This window comes from Labilibaculum filiforme, from assembly GCF_002843315.1.
GTDB lineage: Bacteria > Bacteroidota > Bacteroidia > Bacteroidales > Marinifilaceae > Labilibaculum > Labilibaculum filiforme.
Map to the genome: position 1 here is coordinate 22818 of NZ_MVDD01000002.1, position 17739 is coordinate 40556.

The 17739-nt window shown below is 36.1% G+C and carries 13 protein-coding genes and 5 tRNA genes; 12 read left to right on the forward strand and 6 right to left on the reverse strand.

What is annotated here, in order from left to right:
• The first annotated feature begins 362 nt into the window (after nt 1-362).
• The 3 genes from galB to BZG02_RS02780 all read left to right on the forward strand — a co-directional run bounded on the left by galB (nt 363) and on the right by BZG02_RS02780 (nt 6175).
• A complete protein-coding gene (gene galB / locus BZG02_RS02770; protein WP_101259893.1) occupies nt 363-2834 on the forward strand; it encodes a beta-galactosidase GalB in 2472 nt (823 codons plus the stop codon).
• Between the two features lie 84 nt (nt 2835-2918).
• On the forward strand, nt 2919-4511 hold the full coding sequence (locus BZG02_RS02775) for a sulfatase family protein (RefSeq protein ID WP_180335604.1): 1593 nt from the start codon (nt 2919-2921) through the stop codon (nt 4509-4511).
• A gap of 119 nt (nt 4512-4630) precedes the next feature.
• Nucleotides 4631-6175 (forward strand): alpha-L-fucosidase, encoded by a 1545-nt coding sequence (locus BZG02_RS02780; RefSeq protein WP_101259894.1) that lies wholly within the window; start codon nt 4631-4633, stop codon nt 6173-6175.
• Nucleotides 6176-6242: 67 nt separating this feature from the next.
• Here BZG02_RS02780 and BZG02_RS02785 read toward each other — a convergent pair whose 3' ends face one another.
• Nucleotides 6243-7871, reverse strand: a complete 1629-nt coding sequence (locus BZG02_RS02785) for a helix-turn-helix transcriptional regulator (RefSeq protein ID WP_101259895.1) — start codon at nt 7869-7871, stop codon at nt 6243-6245.
• Nucleotides 7872-8068: 197 nt separating this feature from the next.
• On the opposite strand from BZG02_RS02785, the gene BZG02_RS02790 reads away from it, so the two are divergent.
• Nucleotides 8069-9913: a sulfatase-like hydrolase/transferase gene (locus BZG02_RS02790; protein WP_101259896.1), complete on the forward strand. Its 1845-nt coding sequence runs from the start codon at nt 8069-8071 to the stop codon at nt 9911-9913.
• Nucleotides 9914-9998: 85 nt separating this feature from the next.
• Here the strand turns inward: BZG02_RS02790 and BZG02_RS02795 are convergent, their stop codons facing one another.
• Nucleotides 9999-10766, reverse strand: a complete 768-nt coding sequence (locus tag BZG02_RS02795; RefSeq protein ID WP_245868050.1) for an MBL fold metallo-hydrolase — start codon at nt 10764-10766, stop codon at nt 9999-10001.
• A gap of 9 nt (nt 10767-10775) precedes the next feature.
• Nucleotides 10776-11708 carry a bile acid:sodium symporter family protein gene (locus tag BZG02_RS02800; RefSeq protein ID WP_101259897.1) on the reverse strand — a complete coding sequence of 311 codons (933 nt, stop codon included), beginning with the start codon at nt 11706-11708 and terminating at the stop codon, nt 10776-10778.
• 157 nt (nt 11709-11865) lie between these two features.
• Between BZG02_RS02800 and BZG02_RS02805 the strand changes: the two genes are divergently transcribed.
• Nucleotides 11866-12573: an SAM-dependent methyltransferase gene (locus BZG02_RS02805; RefSeq protein ID WP_101259898.1), complete on the forward strand. Its 708-nt coding sequence runs from the start codon at nt 11866-11868 to the stop codon at nt 12571-12573.
• A 71-nt stretch (nt 12574-12644) separates the two neighbouring features.
• Here BZG02_RS02805 and BZG02_RS02810 read toward each other — a convergent pair whose 3' ends face one another.
• Nucleotides 12645-13679 carry a DHH family phosphoesterase gene (locus BZG02_RS02810; RefSeq protein ID WP_101259899.1) on the reverse strand — a complete coding sequence of 345 codons (1035 nt, stop codon included), beginning with the start codon at nt 13677-13679 and terminating at the stop codon, nt 12645-12647.
• Nucleotides 13680-13894: 215 nt separating this feature from the next.
• On the opposite strand from BZG02_RS02810, the gene BZG02_RS02815 reads away from it, so the two are divergent.
• Nucleotides 13895-14314, forward strand: a complete 420-nt coding sequence (locus tag BZG02_RS02815; protein ID WP_101259900.1) for a nucleoside-diphosphate kinase — start codon at nt 13895-13897, stop codon at nt 14312-14314.
• Nucleotides 14315-14371: 57 nt separating this feature from the next.
• Here BZG02_RS02815 and BZG02_RS02820 read toward each other — a convergent pair whose 3' ends face one another.
• Nucleotides 14372-14662: a DciA family protein gene (locus tag BZG02_RS02820; protein WP_101259901.1), complete on the reverse strand. Its 291-nt coding sequence runs from the start codon at nt 14660-14662 to the stop codon at nt 14372-14374.
• Nucleotides 14659-15768 carry a DNA replication/repair protein RecF gene (gene recF / locus BZG02_RS02825; RefSeq protein ID WP_101259902.1) on the reverse strand — a complete coding sequence of 370 codons (1110 nt, stop codon included), beginning with the start codon at nt 15766-15768 and terminating at the stop codon, nt 14659-14661. Before recF ends, BZG02_RS02820 begins: the two co-directional genes overlap by 4 nt.
• Nucleotides 15769-15945: 177 nt before the next feature.
• On the opposite strand from recF, the gene BZG02_RS02830 reads away from it, so the two are divergent.
• The 6 genes from BZG02_RS02830 to BZG02_RS02855 all read left to right on the forward strand — a co-directional run bounded on the left by BZG02_RS02830 (nt 15946) and on the right by BZG02_RS02855 (nt 17619).
• Nucleotides 15946-16638, forward strand: coding sequence for a tetratricopeptide repeat protein (locus tag BZG02_RS02830; protein WP_101259903.1), 693 nt, complete (start codon nt 15946-15948; stop codon nt 16636-16638).
• A gap of 476 nt (nt 16639-17114) precedes the next feature.
• Nucleotides 17115-17196: transfer RNA gene (locus BZG02_RS02835), tRNA-Tyr, on the forward strand.
• A gap of 39 nt (nt 17197-17235) precedes the next feature.
• Nucleotides 17236-17308, forward strand: a tRNA-Gly gene (locus BZG02_RS02840).
• Between the two features lie 24 nt (nt 17309-17332).
• Nucleotides 17333-17414: transfer RNA gene (locus tag BZG02_RS02845), tRNA-Tyr, on the forward strand.
• 36 nt (nt 17415-17450) lie between these two features.
• Nucleotides 17451-17523: transfer RNA gene (locus BZG02_RS02850), tRNA-Gly, on the forward strand.
• A gap of 11 nt (nt 17524-17534) precedes the next feature.
• Nucleotides 17535-17619 (forward strand) — tRNA-Ser (locus BZG02_RS02855).
• Nucleotides 17620-17739 lie beyond the last annotated feature (120 nt).

Here is a 17739-nt window from a genome sequence, read left to right on the forward strand (position 1 = left end):
CTATTCTTAAAAACTAATTCATAACCAATTTTAAACTTTTATTAAATAACAATTGGAAGTTTCAAGAAATTGGCATTAGGCTTTACCTACTCAATACTAGTAACATAGAATTGTTTTATTGGCTTGATTTTATCATATCCGCAAACAAACGATATCCAAAGCCTATATTTTGTCTTTATTAATTGCATTTTAATAACAAGATATCAAATACCCCCTTTAAGAAATATTGTCCAAACAAAAACGCTTTATAATATTGATTTAGATTGCATCATTAACGAAAAACACCCCTTTTAAGCAGATATCTCTTTCCAATACTACGTTCAATTTTGCTGAGATTTGTACGAAAGTAAATTATACAACACATGAAGCTAGCAAAAAAACTATTTGGAAATCTAAGTCTCTTCCTGCTTATTTTGAGTGGATACCAAACAGCTCAGGCACAAGATTTAAATTTTAACGACTCGTGGCGCTTCTTTAACGAAGAAGCTAAAGGTGCCGAAATGGCCAATTTTGACGACTCCAATTGGAGAAAGTTAGATCTTCCTCACGATTGGGCTATTGAAGGTCCATTCAACGAAAAATACAACGCTCGATGTGGCGGACTCCCTTTTCACGGAACAGGATGGTATCGCAAGCATTTCAAAACACCCGAAACTGCAAATGGTAAAGTAGTTCGCATCGAATTTGAAGGAGCGATGTACAATGCTCATGTTTGGGTAAATGGAAAATTCGTTGGAAATCGTCCATATGGTTACATCGGATTTGAATTTGATATCAGTAAAGAATTGAAATACGATGGTTCGGAAAATATAATTGCTGTTCGCTTACAACCGCAGGATTTGTCTTCAAGGTGGTATCCCGGAGCAGGAATTTATCGTTCGGTATGGCTAAAAATAGATGAACCTGTGCATATTGCTCAATGGGGAACTTACATTACAACACCAACGGTAACTGAGAAAATTGCAGTCGTTCAAAACGAAACAACAATTGTAAATAAAAGTGGTGAAAAAGCAAGCGTTAGCGTAACACAAGAATATTTCTCACCAGAAGGAAAATCAGTAGCTTCTGTAAATGAAACTATTGAGGTAGATGCAAATTCATCTGCTATTTCCGCTTTATATTGCGAAATTAATCAGCCAGAGCGATGGGATATAGAGACTCCAAATTTATATACAGCTGTAACTACGATTACTCAAAATGGTAAAGTAGCAGATACTTACAATACCCGTATCGGCTTACGTTCGATTGCTTTTACCAAGGATGGATTTTTCTTGAACAACAAAAAAATCCGTTTCAACGGAGTTTGTTTGCATCATGATAATGGAGCATTGGGTGCTGCTATTTACCGCAGAGCCGATCAACGAAAGTTACAAATTATGAAGGACATGGGTGTGAATGCGATTCGCACCAGTCACAATCCTCCATCACGCGTATTTCTTGAATTGTGTGATGAGCTAGGATTAGTTGTTTTGGATGAAGCATTTGATGTTTGGAAAATTGCTAAAGTTCCGAATGGTTACAATGTATTTTTCGAAGAGTGGGCAGAACGTGATATTAAAGATATGGTGAGAAGAGATCGAAATCACCCATCGGTAATTATGTGGAGCACTGGTAATGAAATTTTGGAACAAGGAGATAAAAAGAATGGTTGGAAAATAGCAAAAATGCTGAATGACTACTGCAAGGAAATTGATCCAACTCGTCCAACCACAGTAGGAATGAATAATTACCCAGCCCCTTACGGTGCAAATTTTGCACAACAAACCGATATTGCTGGAATTAATTACAAACCAACAAAATATAGCGAGGTTCGCGAAACTTACCCAGAACTACCAATTTATGGTTCTGAAACATCAAGTTGTACAAGTAGTCGTGGCGTATATCATTTGCCGATTGAAAAATACAAAACTCATGAATCACTGCATGTTACCAGTTACGATTTAATCGGGCCACCCTGGGCATATCCTCCCGATGTAGAATTCCATTACCAAGAACAAAACCCTTACAGTATGGGAGAATTTATTTGGACTGGATTCGATTACCTAGGAGAACCAACTCCTTACGGTGGAAAAGACAATTCGACCAACGGATATTGGAACGGCGACTGGCCATCGCATAGTTCTTATTTTGGAGCTGTTGACTTGTGTGGCTTCCCTAAAGATCGCTTTTTCCTATACCAAAGCCACTGGACTACAAAACCTATGATTCACATCCTTCCGCATTGGAATTGGAAAGGAATGGAAGGCGATATGATACCTGTTTATTGTTACACCAACTGCGACGAAGCTGAACTTTTCGTGAATGGAAAATCGATGGGAAGAAAAGTAAAAGGCAAAGATTTAACTGAATTACAAGTGAATTTCATTCGTTATGAACCTAAGACCTTCCAATCAAAATACCGTTTGTCGTGGAATGTTCCTTACCAAGCAGGAAACATAAAGATTGTTGGTTATAAAGATGGAAAAGAGATCTTAACAGAACAAATCTCAACTGCAGGAAAGCCAGCAAAAATCAACCTTTCGGTTGATCGTAGTGAGATTGATGCTGACGGTAGAGATTTGGCTTATGTAACGGTTCGTATCGAAGATAAAGACGGGAACCTTTGTCCAATGGCAGATAATTTGGTGAACTTCTCTGTAAAAGGATCAGGAGAACTAATTGCTGTTGATAATGGGAACCAAATCAGTTTGGAGTCTTTTCAGGCAAATCACCGAAAAGCATTTAGTGGCATGTGCTTGGCAATTTTGAAATCCTCAAAAAATGCAGGTGAAATCACATTAAGAGCGAAATCGAACCAACTTAAAAGCTCACAAATCACTATCACAACAAAATAAATAATGTTGAATGCCAAATTGGTTGCAGAACCGATCTGGCATTTACTGATTTAAAAACTACAGAATAAGCAAATACAATTGATCATGATGAAGAATAAATATCTTATTACTATCTGTCTTTTAATCCTGTGCAACATTGCATTTGGAAAAAAGAAACAACCAAACATTCTATTCATCATGTCTGATGATCATGCAGCACAGGCAATTGGTGCATACGGTGGTTTATTAAGTAGTTTAAACCCAACACCAAATATCGACAAATTAGCCTCGGAAGGAATACGATTTGAAAATGCTTTTTGCACCAATTCAATCTGTACTCCCAGTCGGGCGTGTATCATCTCAGGGCAATACTCTCAGACCAATGGTGTTTTAGATTTAGATAATCCTTTAAATACGGACAAACAACACTTGCCAATAGAATTAAAAAAACTTGGTTACTCTACTGCTATAGTTGGAAAGTGGCATCTGCATACCGAGCCTGTTAACTTCGACTACTACAAGGTTCTTCCCGGTCAAGGAAAATATTTCAATCCTAATTTTCTAGAAAAAGGGAAAGGAGATTGGCCTAAAAATATCGTAAAATCAAAAGGTCACTCATCGGATGTAATTACCGATATAACAATCGATTACCTAAGTCACAGAGATCCATCCAAACCATTCTTTTTGATGCATCACTACAAGGCTCCTCACGATATGTTCGAAAATGCACCTCGTTACGACGACTATTTAAAAGATGTTGAAATTCCGGAACCTGCCAGCTTGTACAATCAACCATTTTGGGGATCGGAAGGAACACGAGGAAAAAACGATAGCTTAATAGATTATATTGGCACCTCGATTTCGCCACGACACCAACAAAACCACAAAAAACCTACCAATTACACCAACCGATTTTTTGGTGACTCCATCGATCCAAAATTGGGAACACATTTAGCTTATCAAAAATATTTAAAAGATTATTTACGATGTGTAAAAGGTGTAGATGATAATTTGGGTCGTTTGTTCGACTATCTGAAAAAAGAAGGACTGTGGGAAAACACCATCATTATTTATACTGGCGACCAGGGAATGATGCTCGGAGAACATGATTTAATGGATAAACGTTGGATGTATGAAGAGGCCATGCGCATGCCCTTTATTGTACATTATCCTGAAATGATTGAGAAAGAACAGGTTTCTGATATCTTAATCAACAACACCGACTATGCACCAACAATGATTGAACTTGCAGGTGGAAAAACACCAGAATACATGCAAGGCCATAGCTTTATTAACACTTTAAAAGGCAAAGCAGAATCAAATTGGCGAGAAGCAACCTACTACCGATATTGGATGCATATCATTCATCATTACGTTCCTGCACATTTCGGCATAAGAACCAAACAGTATAAGCTAATGTTCTTTTACGGTGCGCATTACATGCCTAAGGAAGAATTTGCCGGACATTATTGGGCTACACAATATAATGGTATCGATCAGGAAACTCCGCATTCATGGGAATTATACGATCTGAAAAATGATCCTAATGAACTTCACAACAGATACAATGATCCCAATTACAAAGAGATTATCAATCAACTTAAAAGTCAGTTGATTGAGCAGCGAAAAGCCTTGAATGAAACCGATAAAAACTATCCTGAAATCGAAAAAATAATTAAAGCAAACTGGGATAATTAATACGAAACAATCAAAATATCTGCTAAGGATATATAATTCGAAATCAGTTTTTACAACTACGCCCAGGCTTCTATTAACTTGTTAAAAGTGAAAAAAAAATAAATATAAAAATAAATAACATGCGAATACTTGCTATCATTCTGATAACAATGAACTTTATTGGATTTGCAAATGCAAAAAAGAAGGAAAAGTTCAAAGAAAACTGGAAATCCCTAGAGAAAATAGAACAGGTACCTGAATGGTTTCAGGATGCTAAATTTGGTATTTATGCACATTGGGGACCTGTCTCAAATGCATTTGAAGGAACTGACCCCAACAAATTTTATGCAGGTTGGCACGGAATGAAGATGTATGAAGATGGTGTGAAAGTACCAACAAAATCGGGACAACCAACCAGTAATTTCATTCATCACTCTGAGCATTTCGGAGATCCTGCAGTGTTTGGCTACAAACAACTAATTGAGAAATTTAATCCATCAGGTTTTAACGCCAAAGAATGGGCTGATTTATTTGCACTCTCAGGAGCCAAATTCGCAGGACCTGTTGCCATGCACCACGATAATTTTGCCATGTGGGATGCAAAATCAACACGTTGGAATTCGATGAATTATGGAGGTATTGACCCATCTGCCACTTTGAAAAAAGAAATTGAAGCCAAAGGCATGAAGTTTATGGCCTCCTTTCATCATGCATTCACCTGGCAATATTATGCGCCAGCGCATGCTTACGGTGGTGTTAGTCCAGAAGATTACGACTTATATACAAATCCACACGAATTGGATTCTGAAACTCCAGACGCACGTTTTTACAAAGAATGGTGGGCAAAATTAAAAGAATACATTGATGTATATCAGCCTGATTTAATTTGGTTTGATTGGTGGTTGGAGAACATGACAGAAGAATGCAGACAAGAGTTCTTAGCTTATTACCACAACAAAGGATTGGAATGGAACAAGGATGTTGCCGTTTGCTACAAGGAAAGCACTTTTCCTGCAAGTACTGCTATTAAAGATTACGAGCGAGGAAGACCAAATCAGCCAGTTGATCAGATGTGGTTAACCGACACCTCTCCAGGAGCATGGTTTTATCGCCCGGGAGCAGTATTTAAAACACCTAACGAATTGGTTGATATTTTAGTGGATATTGTATCGAAAAATGGCTGTATGCTTTTAAATGTTCCTCCAAATCCTGATGGTACTATTCCTCAGGAAATGAAAGATTTGCTTCTTGAAATGGGGAAATGGTTAAAAATAAACGGCGATGCCATTTACGGAACACGGGTTTGGACTGTTTTTGGTGAAGGTCCTACCCGTTTGCCTGAAGGAGGTCATAAGGTTGAAAAACACAAAATTGTGTATACCAATACAGATATTCGTTTCACTAAAAAATCGGACAAAGAATTTTACGCTATTGTAATGGATAAACCTGTAGGTGAGACTATTATTAAGTCGCTAAGCACTCAAATTGGTGTATTAAACTCCAAAATCGAGAAAATCGAACTATTAGGAAGCAATGAGAAAATTGAATGGGAAAGAAACGAAAGAGGTTTGGTAATTAAATCTCCTAAAGTTTTACCTTCGGATTATGCTCATTCTTATAAAATAACATTGGTAGGTTATAGTGAAAATGCAATTGGTGGCGATACCGAAGCACATGTAGAATAAACCATAAGATACTTATGATTGAAAAAAGGGCGTACAATTTAAATTGTATGCCCTTTTGATATTTCAACTATATAGAAGAAATAAAATTACTCAAATTAATATTTCTTTCCAGATCCATTTTCTTCCGTAAGCGATGTCGAGCCATGTGAACACTATTCACCGAGATACCCAATAAATGCGCCATTTCTTTTCCTGAAAAATTTAGTTTAATTAAAGCACAAATTTTTAAATCGGTTGGACTAAGATCAGGAACTTCGGTTCGTAACCTTTCGTAGAAGTTCTCATTCACCGAGATAAATCGATTATTAAAATCATCCCATAAACTATTCGAACTCTTCGTAATTGAACTCATTAAGGAATCATTTATAGCATGTTCTTTCGAAGCGTTTAACTGGTCGGCTAATAACTTAATAATCTCCTCTTTTTCGATTAATTTTAAGGTGGACGCCGTTAATTCTTTGTTCTTAATTTCGAGTAATTCTTTTGATTTAAGTGCCTGTTTTGCACTCACTTCCTTTTCTTTCCGATATTTATTTTGTTGTCTTTTATTCCGGATAATTAGTACCAATAGAACAAGGCTGAAAAGAAATATTACAATCACAATTCTAAATACCAAAATGGCTTGATCTTTTTCTGCCAATTGCAAATTAATCCGATTCAATTCTTTATCCTTGTTGATTAATTCTTCGCGATAACGATTTTTCACCTGAAGAAAACCACTGTTTCCTTTTCGTTTCGTACTAAAAAAACTCTCATTAATATTCTTCGAGATTCTAATATTTTTATAAGCTTTTTCAAACAGTCCCTCTTTTGCCTGTATCCAAGCCAGCCTTTCCAATAAATAAGCCTTTTGAATTGTATTTTTTCCATATAAATTGGAAAGATTATTGGCTTTATTCAGGTAAAGCAATGCCAAAGAGTCTTCATTCTCTTTCCGATATTCCTCACTCAATTTTGAATAGATCGTAATTAAATACCTATTGCTTTCCGAAGCATTTTCGTTACTATTCTCGAATACATCCAATATTGAAAGTAATAACTTAGTCCCTTCTTCTCTCTGATTATTTTGATACAAAAAAGTTGCTTTTTTAACATCCAAATATGCCCTTTCAATTGGACTTTGCTTGATTGCATCAGATATCATGTAACAACTATCTAAATAGCTTCTGGCAGTATCGAAGCTTTTATATTTTAAATCCACAAGCATTTTATGAAAATAGGAAAAAATCATTTCCGATGGAAGTATCCGATTGTGTCGATAAGAATAACGGTTTAACTCAAGCGATTTCTCGATATATTTTTTTGTATCTTCTTCCTGATTAAATGTAAAATTCAGCATCCCGAAATCATCATAGACCTTTGCTAGTAAAATAGTATCACCATATTCTTCGGATAAAAACAAAGCCTCTCCAGAATGATCAAATGCATCACTAAATTCCAATTCGTCCCGTTTCTTTTTACTTAGGGACAATAAAGACCTAATGATACCTGCAGTATCTTTTTCAAAAACTCCCTTTTCATAAGCTTTATTCAATACAAAAATAGAAGAATCAATAGGAATCTCTAAAGTGGCATCACCATTTTCCAATTGCTCCCCCAAAACCTGAGCTTGTAAAGTTCCCAATCCTACAAAGTAAAAATATAGAAATGCGGTAATTACCGGAAATAAGCCACTAAAACTTATCTTAAATCTCATATATATAGGCTATTACATTTTACAATTCAAATAAACACAAATATATGTAAAGTCTTTGTAAATACCGAAAATGAGTCATGTATAGTTTTTGTGAGCAATTATAATGTGGAATGAATACCCTTTTTTTGTAAAATTGTTATCAGAATCTATCAAAAGCTAAGTTTAAAATTTAGCTAAAAAACAATCGAATTCAAAAAATGAAAACAGCAAGACTAATCCTCACCGCTTTTTACTTGTTTTTGTCCTTACTTACCCTAGCACAAAAACAAAAGCCAAATATTCTTTGGATAATTACCGATGACCAGAGAGCTGATGCTTTGGCCTGTTTTAATGAAGCCGCAAGTGGTAAAAAAAGTAGTCCTTTGGGCTATGTAGAATCTCCAAATATAGATCTGTTTGCCAAAGAGGGAGTTCTGTTTTCCAATGCTTATTGTAATTCTCCTGCGTGTGCTCCATCCCGAGCTTCAATGTACACTGGTAAATATCCACACCATTCTGGCATTTATGGATTCGAGCAAAATCATCCCAACGCAAAACATTGCAATCCTGTCATTCCCGAAATTTTACGAGAGAATGGATACAACACAGTAAGAATTGGAAAATCAGGCGTATACATCTTTAAGTGGGGCCCAGGATTAACTTGGACAGATCCCGATTTTTACAATCTTGTTGTAGATACAAAAAACAACTTACAAAAAGTTGGAATGACTGACTATTACAAAGCAAAAGTACATGGAAAAGGGAAATTAGGAGGAGAACAAGAAACATGGTACCACCCCAACGGAAGTACAAGCAACTACTATCTCTCCGTAAAAGAAGGTGATGTTCCGCAAGAAGATATTGCCAAAAATAATCAAATAGATAAAGGACAAGATATTTTAAGAGCATATACACGTTCTCAAACAAAAATGATTTTAGGCGGAGAAAGTACTATGCCCGGATCGAAAACAATTGATGGACGTATTACTGAAGAATTTCAAAATTATTTTAAGAACGCCAACAAGACCTACACCAGCTTAGACGGAAGAAAATTAAAAGGTCCTAACACTTTGGAACCTCAATTTGTGAGCCTCGGTTATCATTTTCCTCACTCCCCTGTTCTACCTCCAAAGTCGTTTCGGGATCGATTCGAAAACAAAGTTTATAAAATTCCTGAATTAAAACGTTCGGAATTAGACAGACTTCCTCAACAGTTGAAAAAGCTATATGAGAAAATGAAGATAGATGCGATGACCAATGATGAAAAACAACAATTAATCCGAGACTATTATGCTTTTTGTGCCTTTGGAGATTCATTAGTGGGTGCTTCTATTAAAACATTTAAAAAGTATTGTACCGATAATAAACAAGAATATTTAATTCTGCTTGTTTGTGGCGATCATGGCTGGCACCTGGGAGAACAAGGAATTAGTGCCAAATTTGCACCTTACGACAAATCGAACCATACCACTGTAATTGCAGTTTCATCTGATAAAAAGAAATTTCCAGCAGGAAAAATTATCGACAAATATGTAGAATTTGTTGACTTTGCACCAACTTTTTATGCTACCGCCGGAATTCCTGTAGAAGCAAAACAATATGATTATTTAGATGGTTACGATTTAGCAAAAGTAGTAAGTGGCGACAAAAAAGCTCGTGAATATGTTTTAGGCGAAATGAATCATGTAATTGGGGATCGTGCCTATATCCGCACAAAAGATTTTGCTTTCTCGATGCGCGTTCGCGAAAAAGATGGAAAACCCAAAGCTAAAACACTTACTATTGATATCAAATGGGCGCTTTATACTTCACCCGAAAATGCTGAAATGGCACTTTACGACTTACGTGTTGATGATGCAGAACAATGGAACGTTGCCAATACCGAAAAGTATAAAAAACTTGCCGAATGGTTTCGACAAAAATTAGGAAACATTGTGTTAGGCGATGGTAGAATTGAATGCGACTGGTCGTATGAAAATAAATGGGCCCGAAGCGATTTTGCGATTGGCGCAGACGACAAAGTAGTTGATATTCCAAAGAAAATTATTCCAAAGATAGATTAGTTTAGTTTACAGTTAGGATTGCTGGTGCCATTATCATTTCGGGTAATGGCACTTTTTTTTCCATAATAAACAAGCTGTGAAATGCTTATTCCACTTCCAGCTCTAAACCATCGTAGGCCAGAAATACATTTTCAGGTAATTCAGCTTCTACTTCATCATGAAAACCCATTTGGTGACTTATGTGAGTAAAATACGCCTTTTCAGGTTGTAATTCTTTCACAATTTCTAAAGCCTCGGAAAGTGTATAGTGGGAAATATGAGGTTCTCGGCGAAGCGCATTCAGTACCAGAACCTTTAGTCCCTTAAGCTTCTCCTTTTCTTCCGGAGAAATATAATTTGCATCGGTAATGTATGCCAAATCACCAACACGAAAACCATAAACTGGTAATTTTAAATGCTTTACTCGCACTGGTTGTATGCTTGTTCCGTTAATATGAAAAATCTCATTCTGTAAATCCATCATATTTAGCTGCGGAATACCTGGATATTTAAATTCTGCAAAAACATAAGAGAATTCTTTCTTTAAAGATTCCTGCACTCGCTTTTCCGCATAAATAGTCACTGCTTTTTTATTCACCCAATTAAAAGCCCGGATATCGTCTAAACCAGCAGTGTGATCTTTATGTTCATGAGTAAAAAGTATAGCCGAAATATTCTCCACCTTTGCCCGTAACATCTGATATCTAAAATCAGGACCACTATCGATTACTAAATTTTGTCCATCGACATGAATTAAGACTGAAGAACGCAAGCGTTTATCTTTAAAATTGCTTGATTGACAAACAGGACATTTACAAGCAATAATGGGAACTCCTTGAGAAGTTCCGGTACCTAAAAAAGTTAATTTCAACATATTGCATTTCTAATTCGAATTCCTTGAATCTCGTAGCTCTTTTCGAATGGATAGATAAAGTAGGTATGCCAACACAAAAACAGCCATTACCGCCGAAGGTATTGCTGCCTCTTCTCCAAATAATGTTAATGCTGTAACAACTGCAAAACCAGAACTCTTAATTGTTACCAAAAGATTCTGCGTAATTGCCACGGGAGCTTTCACCTTCAATGTACGGGTTAGTAGCTCATAAATCCATCCCAAACCAAAAATCCCAAGAAACAAAACTAAGGATACTAGTAAGAGTACATCAAAATTAGAAAAAAATACTTGCCGATTGAGTCCAACAGCTGTAAAAATTAATAATGCAAAACCCCAATCAACAATTTTTCCTCTTGCTTTTTCAACCGTTGGCTTAATAGGTTTCCAAAGTAGCAATCTTGAAATAAACAAGGGAACCAAAACAAGTTGCACCATTGTTATAAATAAATCAAATGGCTGAATACCTCCATCAATATTTGAAAACAAGCCAACAATAAGCGGTGCAAAAAACAAAGACGAAATAAAAGCTCCCAAAGTTCCCACAATAGCATATTTTAAATCACCATCTAAAATATGGGAGAAAGGAATAACAGCAACACCCGGTGGTGTAGATGCAATTACCACAAAACCAAGAAATAATTCGGGAGTTGGCATTAACCAATACGACAAGGAAATAATTACCACTCCAAACACGACGTAATTCAGAAACGATCCCATTACGATTGGCACCATCATCTGCTTTAAAGGAAACATTGCTTTTGTTGAAATACCGGTGGTTGAAAATGTCATTACGATCGCTAATATGTAAAAAGTGTACGCTTTTAACCAGCTTGCCCACTCGCCAATTAGCAATCCTAAAATAACTGCAAGAACCAGTATAAAGTTTCGATTTAATATTATTTTCCTTGCTATTTGCGTCATATTGTAACAATTATCATCAATGAAGTGCAAAGATGTAACAATTCAAGATAAGTTCAAAACTATTCATAATGAATACAGATAACAAAAACAGATTTGATCGGCATCCATTTATTTAGTGACAGACATATTTTGTACATTTGCGGAAAATATATCATTTATGAAAGGCAAACTTTTTTTAATCCCAACTACATTGGGAGACACGGAAATTGATCAGGTAATCCCAAATCAGATACTACAATTGATACCAGACATCAAACATTTTATTGTTGAAAATATCCGAACAACAAGACGTTACCTTAAAAAAGTGAATCAGGATATCAATATTGATGACCTTACTTTTTACGAGCTAAACAAACGAACATCACCCAAAGATATCTCCACCTATTTAGATGCGATTACCGATAATGACATGGGAATTATTTCGGAAGCGGGATGCCCTGGCGTTGCTGATCCGGGAGCCGATGTTGTAAAAATAGCACACACAAAAAACATTGAAGTAGTTCCATTGGTTGGTCCCTCCTCCCTATTACTATCCTTAATGGCATCGGGCTTTAACGGACAAAACTTTGCCTTTAACGGTTATTTACCTATTCCGAGTGACGAAAGAAGCAAGAAAATTAAACACTTGGATCATCGTTCTTTAAGCGAAGGCCAGACCCAAATGTTTATTGAGACTCCTTTCCGAAACATGAAAATGTTAGAAGATTTACTTCAGAATTGCAGTCCGGCCACTAAACTTTGTATTGCTGCAGATATCACACTCGAATCCGAATATATCAAAACAATGAGTATTCAAGCTTGGAAAAACAATCTGCCAGAACTACACAAAAGACCAGCTATTTTCCTAATTCACAGAGATAAATAAAAAAAAACAGCGCAGCTATTAAATCTGCGCTGTAAGTATTCTACCCATGAAGCATGGTTTATTAATTCCTTCTATTCCGATAAGCTTTCATAAAAATCAGGCAAAACCTGTTTAAATAGATCGATAGCTTCCGTTAATGTCTTTTCGGTTCGACCTCCGGCTGCGTTCATATGTCCGCCACCATTAAAATAATCTCGGGCAACACTATTAATAGGAACATTCCCTTTCGATCGGAAGGAAATTTTTACCGCATCGTCCTTTTCGATAAAAATTACGGAAACCAACATATCCTGAATCGACAAAGGATAATTCACAAAGCCCTCGGTATCGCCATCTTTAAAATTAAATCGAAGCAAGTCTTCTTTTGTTAGGGTAATAATTGCTGTTTTATATTCCGATAAAACCTCCAATCCCTGATCCAAACAAAATCCTAACAATTTCATTCTATCGGGAGAAAAATTATCGTAAATATTCGAGTGAATTTTACTTTTATCGATTCCTTTTGCCAGTAAGCTTCCTACCACCTGATAAGTTCTGGCTTGCGATGAATTATAACTTAAGCCACCTGTATCGGTAATAATTCCCGTATAAATACACTCCGCAATGGCTTCATCAATCATATCCTCATCGCCTAAAGCTTCTATGAATTCGTACATCATTTCGCAGGTAGAACACATTTGAGTATCCGAAAACATCACATCAACAATTTGTTCTGGTTCGGGATGATGATCGATCATGATTTTTTTTGCATTCGCATTTGCCAACACCTCTTCCAAATCTCCCGATCGCTTAAAAGAATTATGGTCTACAATAAAAATAAGATCGGATGAATTAATATATTTCTCCGCTTTTTTCTTTCCGTTGGTATAAATCCAAACCTCGGAATTACCAGGCAACCATTTTAAAAAAACAGGATAAGCACTTGGACTAATAATTTGAGCTTGTTTTCCTTTCTTTGTTAAGTATTGAACCAAGGCTAATGATGAGCCAATAGCATCACCATCGGGGCCCGAGTGAGGGATAATTGAAATCTGAGTAGATTCCCCAAGCAATACTTCAACCTCTTTAATCAGCTCTTTATCAATCCTATTTTGCAAATTATTCATTCTATTTTCTTCTACTAATTATTATAAGCTGATAAAGATACAATAGATCATTAGATTTTAACCCCTGAAAAGAGATAGATTTACGAAACACAAGCCATGTTGAAGCAAGCCTAAAAAAAATAAAGCAATCAGCTTCTGGTTTTTGTTAAACTAACTCTTGCACAAGAGCTCAGAATCCTTATTTTTGTGTACAAAACATTTAACCATACACATATATGAGAAGCGATAGGACCTTTACCATGATAAAGCCGGATGCAGTTGCAAACGGACACATAGGAGCGATTCTTGCCAAAATAAACGAAGCAGGATTTCGAATTGCAGCCATGAAATACACCAAAATCTCTAAAGATCAGGCCAAGAAATTTTACGAAGTTCATCAGGAAAGACCATTTTACGAAGACCTTACCGATTTTATGAGCTCTGGAGCTATTGTAGCTGCAATTCTCGAAAAAGAGAACGCTGTGGCGGATTTCAGAAAACTGATTGGAGCAACAAATCCTGCCGAAGCAGAAGAAGGAACTATTCGAAAAGAATTTGCAGAATCGATGTCTCGAAATGCCGTTCACGGATCGGATAGCGATGAAAATGCTTGTATCGAAGGCGCTTTTCATTTCTCAGGAACAGAAATATTCTAATCAGTAAAAGCTTAAAAATACAGGGCGCATCAAGATTCATCTTCGTGCGCCTTTCTTTTAGCGAACAATAATCTCGTCGATAATATTTGCCTGCACCTCTCTGTTTAAGGCGCGCATTAAACCTTCCCGAATCATTAACAATTCATTTCGAATAACCGATGATCGCACTTTCACAAATAGTTTGCGGTTCCGAATATAAATATCAGTAGTAGCATTGGCAACCGTTTTACCAATCACTTTTTCCCACGAATTAACCAACTCGTACTCTTTCAAGCGTCCATCCAGATTACTTTCCTTAAGCACCTGTCGGATTAATTCATCTATTTTTTGAGTTTGGCTTCTTCTCATTTTATTTCGCTTACAATGGCTCCCTTATCAATAACAAATAATTGGTACTCCTGTCCCATTCCCGAAAGTATTTCCTTTAAATGATCCCGATTCGTATCGGATATAAAAATTTGTCCGAAACGATCTTCAGAAACCAATTTCACAATCTGTTCCACCCTTTGCGAATCCAGCTTATCAAAAATATCATCCAGCAAAAGAATAGGATTAAAACCCGCAATTTGCTTGATAAAATCGAATTGTGCTAATTTTAAAGCAATCAAATAGGTCTTTTGCTGTCCCTGAGAACCCATCTTTTTTATTGGATAGGTCCCTAAAGTTAATTCCAAATCATCTTTATGAATACCTACTGTAGTATATTGAGATACCTGATCTTTCCAACGAGCATTTACCAGTAAATCGCGCAACGAATTTTCATGTAATAAAGACTTATAATCCAAATTCACCCTTTCATTCCCTAACGAAATAGTCTGATAGTAATCCTGAAAAACAGGCATTAATTTATTCAAAAAATCTTTTCTCTTTTCATAAATGGAAGTACCCAAAACAATCATCTGCTCATCCCAAATACTTAAAGTATCTTCATCAAATTTAGTACCTGCGCCAAAATCTTTCAGCAATTTATTTCTTTGTTGCAAAACCCGGTTGTACCGAATTAAATCTTCCAGGTACTTGCGATCATATTGCGAAATCACACTATCCATATACCTACGACGCTCCTCACTTCCATCAGTTATTAAGCTGGCATCCGCTGGCGAAACCATTACAATTGGCAGTAAACCAATATGTTCGGATAGTTTTTTATATTCCTTCTTATTCCGTTTAAAGTTTTTCTTCTGTCCGCGTTTTACACCACAATATACCAATTCGCTCAACTCTTTACGCTTATAAGTACCTTCCAGCACCATAAATTGTTCCTCGTGATTAATATTTTGCTGATCGCTAACCGAAAAATAAGACTTACAGAAACTTAAATAATAAACCGCATCTAATAAATTAGTTTTGCCCATTCCGTTATTTCCTATAAAACAATTGATTTTAGGTGTGAAATTCACTTCTAAATCAAGTATGTTTTTATAATTTAAGAGGGATAACTTTTCGAGATGCATGAATGAATAGATTAGGTGTCTGGGGCAAAATTACTAAATTAAATCAATTTGGTTTTAATTATTTAGTTCTATAATAATCTAAATTCGCATCTACATTTTTTACTGAAAAAATGTCTAATATTTCGTAAAAAAAATTACATTTGCGTTAGAAAAAATAAAACTAAATAATATTTGAGCATGTCAAAAAATAAAAACAATCAGGAAGCTGAAGATAATTTTGAGAATTTAGAAGAAGCATTAAGCAAAACCGAACAATATATTGAGAAGAATCAGAAAAAACTTTCCACTATTGCATTAGTAATAATTGTTTTAGCAGTTGGGATTTTTGCTTATCAAAAATACTATAGAGCTCCTTTAAATGAGCGTGCTCAAAACCAGTTATTTCAAGCTCAAAGATATTTTGAAAAAGATTCCTTTAATCTTGCATTAAACGGAGATGAGAATTATCCTGGATTTTTGGATATTGTTGACGAATATAGTTCAACTCCTGCAGGAAACATTTCAAAATATTATGCTGGTGTATCTTATTTAAGAATGGGTAAATTCGAAGATGCAGTTGATTATTTAGAAAAATTTAGTTCGGATGACTTTCTTCTTAGTGCACTTGCAAAAGCCGCTATTGGTGATGCTTACATGGAACTAGGAGAAACTAAAAAAGCTGCTTCCAGTTATATGGATGCCAGTTCTTTTAATACAAATGATTTTACAACTCCTATTTATTTACAAAAAGCCGGACTTGCTTACGAAATACTAGGCGATTATAATAAAGCACTTGTAGCTTACGAAACTATCGAGCAAGACTTTGCTAAGTCAGCCGAAGCTCGTGACGTTGAAAAATACATTACAAGAGCAAAATCGATGATTAAGTAATACAAAACTGAAAATATAAAAACGGAGGCTAATTTATAGTCTCCGTTTTTTTTTGCTTTGTTGAAACGAATATGAATTAAAACTACCATTTTAGAACGATAGAAGCCTTATCGCTAATTAAAGGAACAAACTTCCACCTTGATTTCTATATGTACATTTTCGCTCTTTAAAAACACAAATAACAGCTTCGGTTAATTGTGTCCCGCTCGCTATTTTACCAACTAAATTTATGCACAAGAAATTGGTACCTATTCTATTTTTTAATTGCAACCAAATCCCAACTATTTCTAAAAAACGCACTAGTTAAAAATTCTATTCAAATGATATTGAAAAAATATTCCTTAGGAAATCAAACACTTACATAAATATTTCATTTTTTTTGAAAAAAAAACTCGGGCAGCCCTTGTATTTTGTAGTAAAGCTCCTATATTTGCATCCGCAATCAAGAAACAAAGTTCTTTAAACACATTGCATTTGGGGAGATACCAAAGTGGCCAACTGGGGCAGACTGTAACTCTGCTGACTTCGTCTTCGTAGGTTCGAATCCTGCTCTCCCCACTTTAAAACTTGCTAAAGAAACAAACGTGTTTCTTGCATGCGGGAATAGCTCAGTTGATAGAGCATCAGCCTTCCAAGCTGAGGGTCGCGAGTTTGAGTCTCGTTTCCCGCTCACTTTTTTTTGAAATTATTATTTGGGGAGATACCAAAGTGGCCAACTGGGGCAGACTGTAACTCTGCTGACTTCGTCTTCGTAGGTTCGAATCCTGCTCTCCCCACTTCAATTACCCAAGAAACAAAAGTGTTTCTTGTATGCGGGAATAGCTCAGTTGATAGAGCATCAGCCTTCCAAGCTGAGGGTCGCGAGTTTGAGTCTCGTTTCCCGCTCACTTTTTTTTGGAGAGATGGCAGAGTGGTCGAATGCGGTAGTCTTGAAAACTATTGTGCGGCAACGTACCGGGGGTTCGAATCCCTCTCTCTCCGCAACTAAAGAGAGTTTCATTCATTTGAGACTCTCTTTTTTTATGCGCAAATTTCAAAATAATAGAAAGGGATGAGAACCCATTTGAGGTTCGTAACGTGTTTATAACGAGCAACGCGAGG